We start from the raw sequence: 16,668 nt of genomic DNA, 5'->3' as shown, positions 1-16,668 counted from the left end.
CTTAAAAGCCGATATCATCTCCCCGGGGTTTTCACTTTGGTCCTGTCTTTATTACGAAAGCCTTCAATTCGGCCATCTTTCCATCCCGGAACCGCCAGACATCGCAGTAGGCATAATCCACCATCTCTCCATCGGCATCCTTCATACTGATGGTACCGATGGCCGTTACAAACTCATCGCCGGCAATCAGGTTTTCCACCATGAACCGCGGTGGCTCCAGGTAGGTGGCTGCCATATATTGTCTGACTGCATCTTTTCCCTCTAAGGTTTGGTCACCAACAAATATCCATTTTACATCGTCTGTACAAAAAGACAAAAAGCCTTCATTGTCGCCGGCAGCCACAGCGGCATTCGCCCTTTCCAGGATTTCTTTATTATTTATGTTCACAGCATTTCCCATTTTATAAAGTTTACAGCTAATCAGGCAAATCTCATACCTCCGTTGCCCACACTAAATGCAGCGTCCTTCATCCATGGCAAACCATTGTTCGTCAAAAAAACATTTCCGTAAACTAACTGAAAGGCAAACTTTGGCAATACAGATCCCTGGCAATAATTATACGCCTGGAAATAAAAAATCGACAATCCGGACTGATACCAGTTACCTTTGGTGCCTGTTTTAAGAAAAAAGAATGATAAAGAAGTGCAGGATATGATAAGTTTTGTTTTAGGGAAAGTGTTCAAGTACCGTTTAAGTGTATGTACCCAGAACCTTTCAAGGTCTTTTCCGGATTACACCTATAGAGAGATCCATGTATGTACGGCAAAGTTTTATAAGAATCTTGGCAGGATAGTATGGGAAACTTTATTCCCGTCAAGAGCGAAGCTGGAGATCCACCAGTCTGCCAGAAATAAGATAATGGACCTGAGCAACCGTAAGCGCCCCACCATATTTTTACTGGGGCACTATGGGAATTGGGAAGTGCTCAACAAACTCCCGCAATATACAGCTGCTCCTGTACAGGCATTGTATAAACCTTTAAAGAATACACTGGCCGATTACCTGGTCCGTAACAGAAGAACCAGGTACGGAGTACAACTCCTCAAATCCGGGCAAGCTCTCAGAACATTATTGAAAGAAAAGACCAACAATTCCATTATTCTCTTTGTCGCCGATCAATACCCCGGAAGCGACAACGGAATACCCGTGAATTTTCTGAATCAGCAAACCCATATGTTTAGCGGCGCGGAACAACTTGCCAAACGGCTCGGAGCTTCTGTTGAATATGCAGAGCTGTCTTCAAAACCCAATCATACCTGGGAATTGAATATTCAGGGCATCTGTGAAAATGCTGCCGATACAACTGATGGGTATATCACCAGAACTTATACCAGCATGCTGGAAGCAAGCATACATAAAGCGCCTGCATTGTGGTTATGGTCTCACAGGAGATGGAAATGATTTTGAAGATTTACAGACAGGTCAAACATGAAACAGATCAAATAATCAGACATTTCCGCTCAAAACATTTAAACATCATTTGTTTCCTCCTGCTTTTCAACTGCTAGTACGGCTTTTTACTAACCTTCTCCCATTTCTTGATTTTGGCTGAAGCCCTTCAGCCAACTCCACTATAAAGCCTACGCGATTATTTTTACTGGCACCATGAAGTATGTATTTACTCTTATCCTTGTGACGACTATGATTTCCGGAAATGCTCAACCAATATTCGGCTGGGCCAGAACCATCGGGAGTACAGCTAATGAATCTGCCAGGACAACTGCAAAAGATGCAGCAGGAAATGTATATGCCTGCGGCACTTTTCAAAGCGCCTACCAACAATACACCACCGGATACCTCAGAAAAGAATACAGTTTTAAAACCGATGGCACTTACACTTTTCGCAAAAAGAACTTTCTATCCAATTCAATAGAAATATATTTTGTTTATGAAACCGGTACTTATACCGTAAACGGCAACCAGCTTACCATCACGCCCCAAAAAGGAAGCACCGGATTCTGGAACAAACCAAAAAGTTTAAAAAACAATGAATGGGGCGGTTTTGTAAAGCCGGAAAACCATAAACTGGAAAAAGTCACCTACACTTTTGATTTAACAGAAGACCCTAATTACAGCAACAGCATCGTTCTTAAACCAGGTAAAGCAACGGTTAGAGACGGAGGGCAATTCAATGCAACGGATGATCCGTATAAATTCCATTATTCCTTTCGCAAGCAGGATTCACTCATTGACAACCCGCCGGGATTCAAGAAATAACATCAACAGTATGCATGAAAAAGGACCGCCTTTTGAGCGATCCCTCTTTCTTCAATCCATGGCTATTCCGGATAAGGATTCAGCGGTTTATATGCATTATTTTCTTTTTCTTCTTACCAGTATAAAGATCCCGGTCAGCAGCATCAGCCCGGGAATCACATATACATATGCATACCACATCAGTTTTGCGCCATTCTTGCTCACGGTAAGGAATTTATCCTGCGCAAATTTCAATGTTTTATATACAGGGTATTCATTATACAACAGCCAGCTGTAGAAGCCCAGTTCTATTTCCTGTCCGTTTCCACGCGCCCTGCTCATAAAGTCCGACTCACCCATTACCACGATCCTTTGCTCTTTGTTGTTGATCTTACGTGTGATCTTTACGCCGATCACGTAATGATCCCTGCGCTGGTCTCCTTCAGCAGCATTGAAAGTGGAAGCTGCAGAATCGGCTACATAGATTCCCTTCTCTATCCAGGCAGACTCCCGCCCGGGAACTGAAAACAGGGGCTCTATCCTGAAGCCATTGGTATCCTTGTAATTCAGCACACAGGCAGTAACAAACCCAGTTGGTGTTGGCGGCATACCGCTTAAAGACGCAGCCTGCATGGCGTCTGTCCTTGCCATACCATATGCAGCAGGGGTCATTGGCGTTAAAAACTGATCGCCGAGCGCATTCCTGTAGTTCATCAGCAATATGCCAGGCTCCAGGTCAACGCCCATGGTGTGCAGAATGGGGTTCAGCATCTGTTGTTTGCCTGGCTCGGCATAGAAGATGGCATTGCCGCCATCCTGGATGTAACGGATCACTTTTTGTTGTTCGGATTCCTGCAGGGCAGACCTTGGATCCGCCACCACCAGCAGGTCTGTTTTGGCAGGAATGTCTTTATCCACCAGGGAAATGGTATCGCTTTCCATGCCATGGTTGATCATGGCCTCCACTTCAATGGTATTGTTGACATGATTACCATATTCCCTTTCTCCATTACGCCATGGACTGCGCTCATAATGCCCTGACAGGAAACTCACTTTCGGCATTTCCTTCCTGGCCAGCTTTCTGAAAGAGGCAGACACATTCGGTTCTTTGGGCCATATAATGAAATCGAATGTGCGGAGCAGTGCCTTACTGTCTTTATACTGCATGTCCATGATCAGTCGCAACGGCTCGCGGCTCAGGTCTACCATACTGTTGATGGTACCGGGCTTTCTGAAATCAGCCAGGTTCACTTTGAACACCCTTCCTACCTGCCGTGCAATATGATGGATGCTTTTCCCTTTGAAGCCTTTGTACAACAGGCTGTCACCTTTTTGAATATCGTAATAGTATTCATACTTGAGTTTGATATTCGGATAAAAACGGACATACTTATCCCAGAACTGCCATACATAGATATTCCTTGCAGAAGGCATGCCTGCCTGGTAATTATACCCCAGCAGGTTTGCATACAGGGTAACGGTCACAGGTGAGCCATCCAGCTCTTTCAAGGCAGCCTGTGTGGCGGAATCGATGGTATTGATCTTGTTCCTGGTAACATCCAGGTAACCAACATATCCTGGTCTGGATGTAGCATACCCCAGCATCAGGATCAGGGCCAGCCATGCCATATTCCGTCCCGCGGGCACTGTCCATTTCTTTGTTTCCTGTTTACTCTTCAGTTTGATGATGGTGAAGCCGAGGAAAAGTGTGATGATCAGCAGGAAGTAGCACAGGTCCCTGGTAGTGATCAACCCGCCGATCATGGACTCTGCTCTTCCGGCAATGGCCAGGAACCAGGTCAGGTCCCTGATAAAATCATACTCCTGCAATAAAGAGCCGCAGATACTGAGCAGGAAGAACACCATGAATGTAACGATGGCAGCCACTATCTGGTAACTGGTGATACAGGAAATGAAAAGTCCGATCGCCAGGTAAGCGCTGCCCAGCAGGAAGAATCCAAGCAGCATGCTGAGATACCATTTCAATTCCGCATGCTGGATGCTGAAATAACCGGTGAGCAGCATCAGGGCAAGTGCGCCCATCAATGCAAGGTTGAAGGCCTGCAGGCCCAGGTATTTTCCGAGCACAATTTCCCTGATCCTTACCGGAGAGGAGCTCAGCAGTTTCATGGAACCCGAATTCTCTTCCCTGCTGATACATCCCATGGTGATCAGCGGAATGAAAAGGTAGAGATAGGTCCCTACCTGCTTTAATGTACCGAGGAATATTTTAAGCGTCAGCGGTCCCATGAAACCTTCCCAGTTGGGCTGATTCTTCTGGGATACTTCCTGTACCCGGGCGCCATCCACCAATGGACCAACAAACTGTGTGGCGCCGATCACAAAGAACACCACCATCACTATCCAGGCAACGGGTGAGTAGAACAACGTTCTGAGTTCGGCCCTTGCTATTTTAAAGATTATTTTCATCGCAGATCTTATTACGAGTGATACAATTTTATTGATAAGGTAACGGTCACTAATGACCGATCATTTCAAGAATCCCTTCATTTCGGATGATCATCATACCCTGCCGGTCTTCCGTAATGCCTTCACGTAAACGGTAGGTATACTGGGGAACACCGTTCAGGATAGTGGTAGGCATAAACTGGAAACTGATATTCTTCCTGCCTTTCAGCGACTCTCCCACTTCAATGATATGCGTGCTCACAATGAACAGGCAATTCACGTATTCAGAAAAGGCTTCCGTTACAGCCAGCGTTCCATCGTAGGCATCCTTTACGTTGGTGCCTTTGAATAATTCATCGAACATCAGCAACAGGTGCTTTCCGGTAGCAGTAGCGTCGGCAGCATTCTTTACACGTACCACTTCCGCATAGAAATGGCTGTAGCCAAGCGCGATATTATCCGCCACATTGATACTGGAATAAATGCCTTCGCGAACAGAAAACTCCATGCTGGCGGCGGCTACGGGAAAGCCCGTATGGGCGAGGTACATGCCAATGCCGATGCTCTTCATCCAGGTGGACTTACCGGCCATATTTGCGCCGGTGAGAAAGATCACATTGCTGCGTTCGCGCATTTCTATATTGTTGCCCACTGCCCTGTCTATGCAGGGATGCCTCAGGTCTGTAGCCTTAAGCAGGTTCATACTTTTAGGCAACGCCCTGGCATATGTGAATCCCCGTTCCGCTGCCACAGTACCCACAGCGATATACACATCCAGCTCATAAATGAATTGAAGTATATCCTTTACCTGCTGGTTGTATTTATTGCGAAGCAGGTAATCATGTGCGGCAATGGTGCTTACGGAAATACTGGAATAGATATTGGTGTTCAGCAAAGCTGACAGCTCTCCTGTATTGAGCGTATTCACTATTTCATCCACTCTTTTTCTGAATGGACCATCCGCCTGCTGCAGCATCACTGCCGTATGAAAACATTTTTTCAGGGTAACGATGGTTGCCTGCAATCCCTGGATCAGGGCTTTGTAGCGGTGATCCCTTGTGAGGGAACTCAATGTTTTCTTCAGCAGTATATTTACATATCCACTGAGTTGCCCCTGCGCCGCTGCTGCATCGATGTATTCCTGCATCAATGCCACCTGCTGCGGATCGAAAGAAAAGGGCCAACCTCCATGCTGGAAGAACTGAAAAATGGCGGCACGTTCATTGATGGCCTGATCATCCATCAGTGGCGATTTGAACAGTTGATCCAGCAGGTGTTCTCCTCCCCGCGTTTTCACACGATTGAAGAGATAATATACAGATCCCTGCCGGAATTTACCCATCAGGTTCAGTTCATCCTGGGATTGCCTGTCTATATTGAAACTCATAATTTATTGTTTTATCAGTGTGCGCCCAGTCGCTCGCGTCCCCGCGAGTGACGTTTATTCCGTCGCCTCCGGCGACACGGTGTTCGCCGGAGGCGAACCAATAGAAGTCACTCGCCATAGGCAAGCGACTGGGCACACACTGCGGTTTATGCCTTCTTCCCGTTCTTCAGGGTCTCCAGGATACCCTCATTACGGATGATGATCATACCATGACGGTCATCTGTGATGCCTTCCTCTAACGTATACGTATATTCGGGAACAGTGCCGTTCATCCGTGTAGGCAGATAATGGAAACCGATATTCGGCTTTTGTCTGAGCGCATCACTGGCCTCAACAATATGCGATGAAATGAGGAATAGACTGTTCTGCTTGCCGGCAAAGGCATGGGTAATGGCAACCGTTCCTTCATGCGCGTCTTTTACGTTGGTTCCCCTGAACAGCTCATCGAATACCACGAAGAGGGCTTTGTTGGCGCCGAGCTCTGCAGCTACTTTCTTTACACGCAATACTTCGGCGTAAAAGTGACTGGCCCCGATGCCCAGGTTATCGGGCAGGTTGATGGTGGTGAAGATGGCATCCATTACAGAGAACTGCATGCCGGCAGCAGCAACAGGGAATCCCATATGCGCAATATACACGGCTGTGCTGAAGGCCCGCAGGAAAGTGGACTTACCCGCCATATTTGCACCGGTTAGGAATACAACGGATTTAGCGCTGTTCATTCCGAGCGTGTTGGGAACCGGGTTCTTCAGCTCGGGATGATACACTCCATCCAGATGCAGCACATTGGTTCCTTTGGGATGTACCACCGGAAAAATGAATTTTCGTTTTGTGGCCACCGTGGCTACAGAGATAAACACATCCATCTGGTAGATGAATTGCAGGATGCTTACCACTTTATCCTTTTCCTTTACACGGATCAGGATATCGAAGGCAGTTACTGCGGCATAACTGATCTTTGCACGGGGCTTTTCTTTCTGTACAGGCTCCAGGGCAGGATCCTGCAACAGGGCCATCAGCTTATTCCTGTCATCCTGCAGTTGCTGCACATTCACGATAGTGCCGGATTGCAGGAAGTTCCGTACAGCATGAAACAACTCTATAAAAGCGCTCACGCCGTTGCTGATCTCTTTTTCTCCCAGGCTGGCGCTGCCACTCTGCCCATGCTCCTCTTTCTGTGTGATATATTTCTCCACGCTGTCCAGCAAAGCCGCTTCAAAAGGAAATATAGCCTGCTGGCCGGCAAACGCTTCTATGATGGCAGCCCGCTTGCGAATGGCATCCTTATCTGACAATGGATTCCTGAACATTTCTTCCAGCAACCCTTCTCCGCCTCGTGTAGAGGTATTGTTATAAATATCGTAGATACCGTTTCTCTCCCTTTTGGCAAAGAGCCTGAGATCTTCAATGGTTTGATCATCCGTTTGGAGGAACATCGTAATTGGGTTTATTTTCTTTGTATGCTTTTCTATTTCCTTTTCCTGCGCACCAATAGTATGATGGCTCCCAGTATCAGAATGGCCGGTACCAGGTATACCATTACCAGCTTTTGTTTGATAGCATAAGAGCTGTTGATATTCAGGAACCTGTCAAATGCCTTGGGATAGTTGGCGTATACGGGATACTGATTGTACAGCCCCCAGCTGTAAAGGCCCAGGTTCAGGCTGCTATTCACCATTCTGCGCAGTCCCATGAAATCGGCATCGTAACAAACCACAATCCGTTGTTCTTTGTTATTGATCTTGCGCGTGAGTTTTACGGCCACTACATATTGCTCTTTCTGAATATCTCCCTCTGCTGCGGAGAAAACAGGCGCTGCAGAATCCACTACCAGTGTTCCTTTCTCCAGCCAGGTTTTGTGATCTCCGGCCTGTACAATAACAGGTTCAATCTTAAACCCGTTAGTGTCTTTGAAACTGATATTGCCTGTTCCTTCATTCTGTACTGATGCCCCCATGATATTGTAGTCCTGGAACACCTGCATTTTCGGCTCCTTTGCCATAAAGTTTCCTGCCCTGGTAAGCAGGTTACTTGAAATATGAGGCATTTCATGTTCATTGGGAGAAACGATGATACCATTATCCAGGTACACGCCCAGACTATCGAGAACAGGCTGGAGAATGAAGTTCTTAAGCGGTTCCGCAAAGAATATGGCATTGCCTCCCTCCCGGATGTATTTTGAAATACGCGCCTGTTCCTCTGTGGTGTATGCCGAACGAGGATCGGCGATCACCAGCAGCCTGGTATCGGAAGGGATACCGGCATTCAGCGAGATGGTATCTACATCCACCCCTTTATTGATCAGGGCTTCCTTTCCTGATTTACTGGAAAGATGGCCCGCATAATCGCGTTCACTTCCCTCCAATGGATTTCTCTCAAAGTGGCCGGATACAAATTTCACCACTACATCCTCTGTGGCCAGCAATCGCTTGAGAGTGCCTGAAACATTCACCTGGTCCGGCCATACTCCAGGTGGCTTGTATGCCCTGAGCAGTTCCTTCTTTCCTTTGTATTCCACCTGCATCGTCAGTCCCATGTCTTCCTGCGACAGATCGATCTGGTTTTTGATCTCATCAAATGGCCTGAACAGAGACGGGCGGACATTGAAGATCTCAGCATGAATATCCACGATCTGCTTCAGCGTTTTTCCGGGATACTGCCGGAACACTGAACTGTCGCCCGGTTTCAGGCCATAATAATATTCGTATCTGAATTTTATATTGGGATAGAAGCGTAAATAGGGTTCCCAGAAATTCCAGACATATTCGTTACGGTTCTGCGGAAGTCCGGATCCGGAGCTTCTTCCGAGCAGGTTGGTATACAAGGTCACTGTCAGCGGCGATCCGTCGAGCTGCCTCAGCATACCCTGCGTGGCAGGATGCAGCGTATTCACCTTATTGCTGGTAACATCGGCATAGGCCACAAACCCGGGCCTTGAGCTGATATATCCGAGCAGGCTCACTATTACCAGCAGTCCCGCATACTTCAAAAAGTTCACTGTCCATTTTTGCGGTTGCTGAGTACTTTTCAGTTTGATCAGTGCAAAGCCCAGGAACAGGATAATGATCAATACAAAATAGATCACATCCCTGCTGGTGATCAGTCCACGCAACATGAATCCAGCCTTGCCATTCATGCTGAGCGCATACGTGATATCGCGGAAGAAATCGTATTGCTGCCAGATAGCTGAAATATGGTTCAGCACAAACAGCACCGCAAAAGTGAACACCGCGGCTACGATCTGGTACTGGGTCAGACAGGATATGAACAGGCCTATAGCAGAAAAACTGTTGATCAGTAAAAAGAAGCCCAGGAACATGGAGAAGAACCACTGAAACTCTGCGCCACGGATATTGAAATAAGCGATCACCATCACCACAGCAGTAATGGCAAGCGTCATCATATTGAACAAAACCAGGCCCAGGTACTTTCCTAATACGATCTCCCTGGTGGTAACAGGTGAAGAATACAGCAACCTGATGGTGCCATTGCTGATCTCCCTGTTGATCACTCCCATGGTGAGCAGGGGAATGAACAGGTAAATATGTTCCGCCACCTTATCGATGATGGGATTGAGCATGAGGTTACACAGGCTCTGGGCAAAGCCCACCCAGTCCGGTTGTTCTTCCAGGTATACTTCCTGCACAATGGCATATCGCTCTACCGGAATGGCAAACATGATGGCTGCAAAAAAATAGAACAGTATCAGCACCAGCCAGGCTATGGGAGAATAGAAGAGGTTCCTCAGTTCCGCCCTGGCTATTTTAAGTATTATTTTCATGGATAGCAGGTTTAGGATTGCCTCGATAATTGTTTGAACACATCATCCAGAATTGATTTTTCCAGACTGATCTCCTGCAGCTGCCAGTTGTTCTGGATGCTGGCCGTAATGATGGCCTGGTTAACAGGTGCATTTTCATTGAACCAGATGCGGCATTGCTTATCGGTTACCCATTCAATTTTGGTTACACCGGGTATCCTGAGCAACTCCGCTTCAACAGGAGGATTGTCCATCCGAACCAGCACGGTGGTGGGTTGCAGGTAGTTGTTGAAACTTTCCATGGAATCCGAGAACACCATTCTGCCCCCTTCGATCATTATGATATCCCGGCAGAGCAGGTTGATCTCGGAGAGCACGTGTGAGCTCAGCAGAATGGTATGGTCCACTGCAATTTCTCTTATCAGTTTCCTGGCTTCGATGATCTGGTTGGGATCGAGGCCATTGGTAGGCTCGTCGAGGATCACGATGCTGGGCTTGTGGATGATGGCCTGTGCAATACCTACACGCTGACGGTAACCACCACTGAGGTTTTTAATGAGCCGGTTATTGAAGTGGCTGATGCCTGTTCTTTCCATCACTTCCTGTACCGATCTTTTGATCGACTTTTTTTCTATGAAGCGCAGATCAGCAGCATAGGTCAGAAATTCTTCAACGGTGAAATCTGCGTATAATGGTGGCTGTTGGGGCAGAAAGCCCAGTTGCCTTTTGGCCAGCCTGGGATCTTTCTTTTTGTTGATGCCATTGATATATACTTCACCTTCTGTCTGATTCAGAACGCCGCAGATGATATTCATGGTGGTGGACTTACCTGCACCATTGGAACCAAGCAGGCCGATAACGCCTGATTGGCCGATCTCGAAGTTCAGATCACGGATAGCCCAGGCACTGGAATACCTGTGGGAGAGGTTCTCCACTTTCAATACTGTACTCATATGTGTTTGCTAAATATTAAGAATAAAGTTTACTTGCTTTACCTGTTGTTCATTAAGTACACCACCTGCAGGTTGGTGCCCGTTCCGCCCTGTTTGCCGGTAAGCACCAGGGTGTTGGCCCTGTTGTACCAGCGCGTTGTAAAACTGGTTCCGCCAAGGCCATCGAACTTGTCAGCGGTATACGTGGTGATGAGATTGCCATTCGCCTGGTCCCTGATCTCGAATTCATATCTGATCACTGATTTGCGGGCACTCATTTCTCTGAAGACTGAAAAACCTTTTGGCGGAAGGTTCTGGATGAAAGAGCCCGGTGCTTCTCCTTTGAGATTCACGCTGATGGTCTGACCATCACTGAAGTTGGCGAAGCGGATATGAGTGGTACTATCTTCCTGGTTGAACACAGGGATCTCATCCTTGTGCAACACATATTGCGGAGCCGCATTGCTGCCTGAAATAAAAAGCGAGTACAGCCCACCTTCTTCCAGCTGGAGCCTGGTATCCACCAACGGCCCCTGATGACTCAACGTATCCGGAAATGCAAACAACTGTAATGGCTGACTGCCGTTAAGTGTGGAATACAGTCCGGTGGTAACGGCGTAGTTTGCTTTGTTGTTGATCCTCCTCAGAAAGCTGAAAGGGGCCGGACGGGTTGTATCCCAATGTGCGAGCAGTACAATACCATCGTCCATGGCATTAAAAACCTGGCAGGTGGCCGGGATACCGGCAAAGGGCTGATTCTTTTTGCAGGAACTGATCACTGCGGTCAGCAGCAGGCAGCAGGCAATGAGCAACCCGGCCCGGCACCTGCTGGTGCGGTATAATAATGGAAATACCATAAATGAGTTTTATTGAATGATGATAATATTTATGTCTGTATTGTCAGATCAATAGTTATTATATTCAGGATTCTGCAACAGAAAACTGTTGAACTGGATTTCCTGCACGGGGATTGGATATAACAATTGAAAATCTCCCACCCATGGTTGTTTGGCAGCTATCTGCGACAACACCTGGGAGGCTTTTCCGGTGCGTTTGAGATCGAACCACCTGTGGCCCCATTCAGCAAACAACTCCAGCTGCCTTTCTTTGGCAACCGCTTCCACCACCTGTTCTGCAGTAAGTGATTTACTGAGCTCATCTACATCGGCCCTTCTTCTCAATACATTGATATCATCGATGGCATTGTCTTTATTGCCAGGCTCTCCCAGCGCAATGGCTTCTGCGCGGATAAGATATAATTCCGCCAGGCGCATCACCACGTAATATTCGTTTTGCGGCCCCCTCACAACACTGTTGTACTGCGAGATCTTATACTTTGCCGAAGTGAAAAGTGATGCATAGGGTGAAGTCCAGGAAGCCTTGCGATTATCACCTGCCTCAAAGGCATTCAGGAGCTCATTGCTGAGACTATAAGGGGAAGGCAGGGTGGCTGACGGGAAGCCCAGCGAGCTTAGTCTGTAGCCTTCCGGTGTGGCATTCCTGAGTTGTGGATTTTCATTGTTTGGCTTCAGCTGAAAAATGGCTTCTTTGCTGCCACTGAGGAATACATTGGCAACATTTGGCTCAATGGAGAACATGCTGGTTTGACTGATCACGTTCGTAGCATGTGTGATGGCCTCGCTGTATTCTTTCGTATACAGGTAAACGCGGGCCAGCAATGCTTCAACAAACCACTTGTTGATCCTCACCCTTTCTCCCTTGCCTACAGAGAAGTCCGCAGCCAGCAGAGGAAGTGCGTTCAGGAGATCCGTTTTGATCAGGTCATAGATTTTTGAAACAGGAGAACGGCTCAGCTTGTTGGTCTTGTTGAAATCAGTGGTAACTACCACGGGCAGTTCTCCGAAAAAGTTTACGAGATAAAAATAGGAGAAGGCACGGATGGTCAGGACCTCTCCCAGGAGTTGGTTGCGGACACTGTCAGTCAGGTTCCGGGCTGCATCGGATTGCAGTCCTTCTATCACGGCATTGGCATCATAAATGGTTTTGAAACCGGAATCCCACAGTTCCCCTGAACCGCCGGTATTGCGGACGGAGAGCTTGTTCTGATTGACAATAACATTGATATCCCCTATTGCTCCACTGGTGAAGAAATCATCAGAAGACAGACTGCCCATGATGGTAGACAAGCCTGCGGCAAAAGACCTGGTAGCCGAGCCTGCCGGATTCAACGCATCCACACTGTGGATCATCTTGGTATATATGCCGTTGACGGCCAATTCAGCCTGCTTATTGGTAGTAAACATCTCTTCCGTGGTAATGGTACTGATAGGCGGATCTACCTCCAGGAACTTTTTGCATCCGGATAAAAGAAACAGACCGGACAATGTGCAGATCATATATCGGAATAATCTTGGCATAGTTGTTTTTTTTAGAAATTAACACTCAGGTCCAGCGTGATGATCCTTGGAATCGGGCTTGTTGAAGCCAGGTTGGTAATGTCCGGATCATATCCTTTGTAGTTGGAAAAGGTGAACAGGTTAGCGGTACTTACCGACAGTGTGGCCCTTTTCATTCCTGCTTTCTTGTAATATTTTTCCGGTATCTCCCAGCCCACATGCAGGTTAACCAGCCGTAGATATTTGAGGCGGAAATATGCAATGTCCGAGTCTGCAAAAGGCCCCAGGGAAGTCGGATCATTGGTATAGCGGGGGAACAGGGCAATATCACCCGGCTTCTGCCAGTGGTTGTTCCTGATCTCGTCCGGCAGGATAATTGCGCCCATCCTGCCCGGTATTACAGTAAAGAGGGGGTTCTTATCCATCCTGTTTACAAACTGCCAGCCCGTGCTTACAGAAATGCTCTTGTAATATGCATTCAGGCTCAAGCCCCCGGTATATCTCGCATTGGTATTTACAGCGATGTAACGGTCATCCTCATCCGAATAAGGGAGTTCTGCACCGAAGACGGATATTTTTCCATCTTTGTTATGATCTTCAAAAGTGAAATTGCCGGTGAGCGGGTCTATTCCTGTAAACTTCAGCAGGTATTTAATATCCAGCGATTGACCAACCCTGTACCTGTTCTTATCCTGCGAATATTCAAGGCCCGGATATTGTACAATCCTGTTTCTGTTGGTATTTAAATTGAAGGACGCACTTACTCCCCAGCTCTCTTTCTGCACCAGTCTGGCAGACAGGGTAAAAGAAAGCCCTTTGTTCTCTATAGCTGCCATTGAATTCCCCACAGCGGATGTAAACCCTGTGTAAGAAGACATGCGGATCCCTCCCAGCTTGTCTTTGGAAAGGTTTTTGTAACCATTCACCAACAGCGTGATCTTGTCTTTCAGGAAGCCGAATTCCACAGAAAGATTGGTCGCCTTATTGTCCTCCCAATGATAATCCTGGTTCAACGGCTTCAACACATGAAATACACTCATCCCATTATATTTCAGCAATTGTGTACCGCCTGCTGAACCGGTGCTGCCCCATTGCGACAGATACTCATAATCTCCCACACCATCTCCTCCGGATACACCGGTATTACCGAACAACTTCAGGTAGGACATCCAGGAAGGCATTACCTTATCCATCCATTTTTCGTCTGAAATATTCCATGCCAGTCCAACAGACCAGAAATTACCGAATTGTTTTCCGGGACCGAACCTGGAAGAACCTTCCCTCCTGCCGTTAAGACTGAGGATATATTTATTTTCCCAGTTGTACTTGATTACGCCTGCACCCGAAATGGTCCTGTATTGTTTGGCAACATCCTGGAACTGCCTGGTGTCTGCATTATTGGCGCTTTTCATCAATGCCTCATTGGCAAAATTCACTCCCGTGATGGTATTGGCTGCAGTGGTAACGCTGTTGGCTGTACCAATCAGTGTAGCCGTCAGATCACCTCTTCCCAGTCGCGTGTTATAAATAAGTGTTGGTTCAACCTGCCATCCCTTATTGCGGGTGGTACCGAATACGGCAAAAGAAAAACTGTTGTAGAACGGATCTGCTGCCGATGCGGGCGACAGGTTCATGTTTTCATTATTATCGAAATTATAACCAGCATTCAGGTTCACACTAAGCCCCTTCAGCAGGGCATATTCAAGCCTGATATAGGACTGGGAACTGGTAGTGTTACTGTAGCTTGGCTTCTTAAAGGCACTGAAAGGGAAATTGCTGTTGAATTGCCCGCGGTAAGGCACAAAATTAAAATCGCCCTCTTTTGTGTAGATATCCGGCGAGTTGGGGGCCAGTCCGTTTGAAATGGAACCAAGCGCATAAGCCTTGACATCGGTGAGGGAAAAGTTACTACCCACCGAGAGTTTGAATTTCTGATTGGGGCTGGAATGGTTTAATGATATCTTGAAATTGCCCATGGTGTTCTTACCACCATTGTTCAGCAGTTCTTTGGATGTTCTGTATGAGGATGACAGGAGGTAGGTCGTCTGCCCCGTTCCTCCGCCCACAGATGCATTTATATTCATCACATTTCCCACACCTGAGAGCTCCCTGTTCCAATCCGTGTATTTTGTAGAATCCCATAATTTCAGGTCCGGCGCTGTATAAATATCCGGATCGATACCGTCATTTCTGAAAGCCTCCCGCCTCACGGCCAGGTACTCGGCAGTTGCCACCGTTCTGGGAAATTTCTGATTGAATTTGATCCCGTTGTTTATGCTGAACCCAAAGCTGGTAGGACCCGGTTTGGCTCTTTTAGTGGTGATCAGCACCACGCCATTTGCACCACGGGATCCGTAAATAGCCGTTCCGTCGGCATCCATCAAAACATCTATACGTTCAATATCCCTCGGGTTTATGCTGAGCAATGGATTTTCGCCAATGGTATTGGTCAGACCACCCTGTACAGCGCCTGTGGAGAATCCCAGTCCGCTTGTAGACGAGGATGCATTCAATACCACCAGCGGGATGCCGTCCACTACATACAACGGATCCTGCGGCAACCTGGGATTCAGACTTCTTTTACCCCTGATATCTACCCTCATAGGAGCTGCACCATTACCGGACCATTGCTGGATCACCACTCCCGGTACCCGGCCGATAAGCGCATCCAGCGCTGTAGTGGCCGGCATCTTTTCAATATCCTCTCCCTTGATGGTAGCAATATTACTGGTGGCCAGTCTCCTGGAAGTTTTACCATATGCTGTCACCTGCATTTCATCCAGCTGGCTCACTGCTTTGGCAAGTTGGATCATCAGGCTTATCTGTCCGGGGGTATTAGTATTGGCTACAAAATGCAGCTTTCCTGCACTGGAAACGCGTAATACGTTATCTACCTTTTTTATTATGATCTCGCCGCCATCGTACCCGATCATACTCACCTGGAGAACAAATGATTCATCATTGGTCTTGAAAGAGAACTCCCCCTTACCATTCGTACTGGTTCCGTTTGACTTGCCCTTCACACTTACAGACACCCCCGAGAGGTATTCTCCCTGGGCGTTCCTGATCATACCATTGATCACCAGCGATACCTGCTCCGCCTGCAGGAATTCGGACAGCGGATTATTGATAACAGCTTTCTTTTCAGAAAGGATAATGGTTTTGTTTTTGATGCTGTATTGAATCGGCTGATCCTTCAATACCAGGTTCAGTAATTCTTCCACATCCACCTGGTGGACGGTAAGGGATACTTTGTGCGCTTTGGTCAGAAAACTTTCATTGGAGAAAATAACATAATCCGTTTGTTTCTCGATGGCTGCAAACACCTGTTTGAGGGTGATCTCCTTGCCTGAAAGGGTCACCTTCTGGGCATAGGTGTTGGCACGTGCCTGGAAGAGCGCAACAGAGAGCAGAAATATAGCCAGTTTCATGACTAAAGTTTTGGTTAGTGTTCCGGACCATCCGCTCCTTGTTTGCTGACCGTTCTCATCATGGGGATGATACGGTGGTAAGGACAAATGATTCCCGGGCTCAAAAGCAGTAATTGTCATACCTTTGGTAAGTTTGGTTTGAGAATAATGTGAACGCGATTTCTATTTATGATCAACTGAACAACCTCCGGGAGT

11 protein-coding genes are annotated in these 16,668 nt (G+C 47.3%); 2 read left to right on the top strand and 9 right to left on the bottom strand.

What is annotated here, in order from left to right; translation table 11 throughout:
* Positions 1–31: 31 nt before the first annotated feature.
* On the bottom strand, positions 32–388 hold the full coding sequence (locus tag ACTHMC_RS27155) for a nuclear transport factor 2 family protein (RefSeq protein ID WP_440418156.1): 357 nt from the start codon (positions 386–388) through the stop codon (positions 32–34).
* Positions 389–610: 222 nt separating this feature from the next.
* Here ACTHMC_RS27155 and ACTHMC_RS27150 point away from each other — a divergent pair, with 222 nt between their 5' ends.
* Positions 611–1,402: a lysophospholipid acyltransferase family protein gene (locus ACTHMC_RS27150; protein ID WP_440418220.1), complete on the top strand. Its 792-nt coding sequence runs from the start codon at positions 611–613 to the stop codon at positions 1,400–1,402.
* Between the two features lie 231 nt (positions 1,403–1,633).
* Positions 1,634–2,218, top strand: a complete 585-nt coding sequence (locus ACTHMC_RS27145) for a hypothetical protein (RefSeq protein ID WP_440418154.1) — start codon at positions 1,634–1,636, stop codon at positions 2,216–2,218.
* Positions 2,219–2,314: 96 nt separating this feature from the next.
* Here ACTHMC_RS27145 and ACTHMC_RS27140 read toward each other — a convergent pair whose 3' ends face one another.
* The 8 genes from ACTHMC_RS27140 to ACTHMC_RS27105 all read right to left on the bottom strand — a co-directional run bounded on the left by ACTHMC_RS27140 (position 2,315) and on the right by ACTHMC_RS27105 (position 16,473).
* Positions 2,315–4,627: an ABC transporter permease subunit gene (locus ACTHMC_RS27140; protein ID WP_440418153.1), complete on the bottom strand. Its 2,313-nt coding sequence runs from the start codon at positions 4,625–4,627 to the stop codon at positions 2,315–2,317.
* Positions 4,628–4,676: 49 nt separating this feature from the next.
* Positions 4,677–5,993: a MutS-related protein gene (locus ACTHMC_RS27135; protein ID WP_440418151.1), complete on the bottom strand. Its 1,317-nt coding sequence runs from the start codon at positions 5,991–5,993 to the stop codon at positions 4,677–4,679.
* A 146-nt stretch (positions 5,994–6,139) separates the two neighbouring features.
* Positions 6,140–7,429 (bottom strand): MutS-related protein, encoded by a 1,290-nt coding sequence (locus ACTHMC_RS27130; protein ID WP_440418149.1) that lies wholly within the window; start codon positions 7,427–7,429, stop codon positions 6,140–6,142.
* Positions 7,430–7,461: 32 nt separating this feature from the next.
* A complete protein-coding gene (locus ACTHMC_RS27125; protein ID WP_440418148.1) occupies positions 7,462–9,774 on the bottom strand; it encodes an ABC transporter permease subunit in 2,313 nt (770 codons plus the stop codon).
* A gap of 11 nt (positions 9,775–9,785) precedes the next feature.
* Positions 9,786–10,706, bottom strand: coding sequence for an ABC transporter ATP-binding protein (locus tag ACTHMC_RS27120; RefSeq protein WP_440418147.1), 921 nt, complete (start codon positions 10,704–10,706; stop codon positions 9,786–9,788).
* A gap of 38 nt (positions 10,707–10,744) precedes the next feature.
* Positions 10,745–11,542 carry a hypothetical protein gene (locus ACTHMC_RS27115; protein ID WP_440418145.1) on the bottom strand — a complete coding sequence of 266 codons (798 nt, stop codon included), beginning with the start codon at positions 11,540–11,542 and terminating at the stop codon, positions 10,745–10,747.
* Positions 11,543–11,590: 48 nt separating this feature from the next.
* The gene (locus ACTHMC_RS27110) at positions 11,591–13,063 is read right to left on the bottom strand and encodes a RagB/SusD family nutrient uptake outer membrane protein (RefSeq protein ID WP_440418143.1); all 1,473 of its coding nucleotides are present in this window, start codon (positions 13,061–13,063) and stop codon (positions 11,591–11,593) included.
* Positions 13,064–13,074: 11 nt separating this feature from the next.
* On the bottom strand, positions 13,075–16,473 hold the full coding sequence (locus ACTHMC_RS27105; protein WP_440418141.1) for a SusC/RagA family TonB-linked outer membrane protein: 3,399 nt from the start codon (positions 16,471–16,473) through the stop codon (positions 13,075–13,077).
* Between the last annotated feature and the right edge of the window lie 195 nt (positions 16,474–16,668).

Source organism: Pseudobacter sp., assembly GCF_051955275.1.
Classification (GTDB): Bacteria; Bacteroidota; Bacteroidia; order Chitinophagales; family Chitinophagaceae; genus Pseudobacter.
The sequence above is the reverse complement of the archived record's forward strand: the minus strand, read 5'-3'. Positions and strand labels throughout refer to the sequence as shown.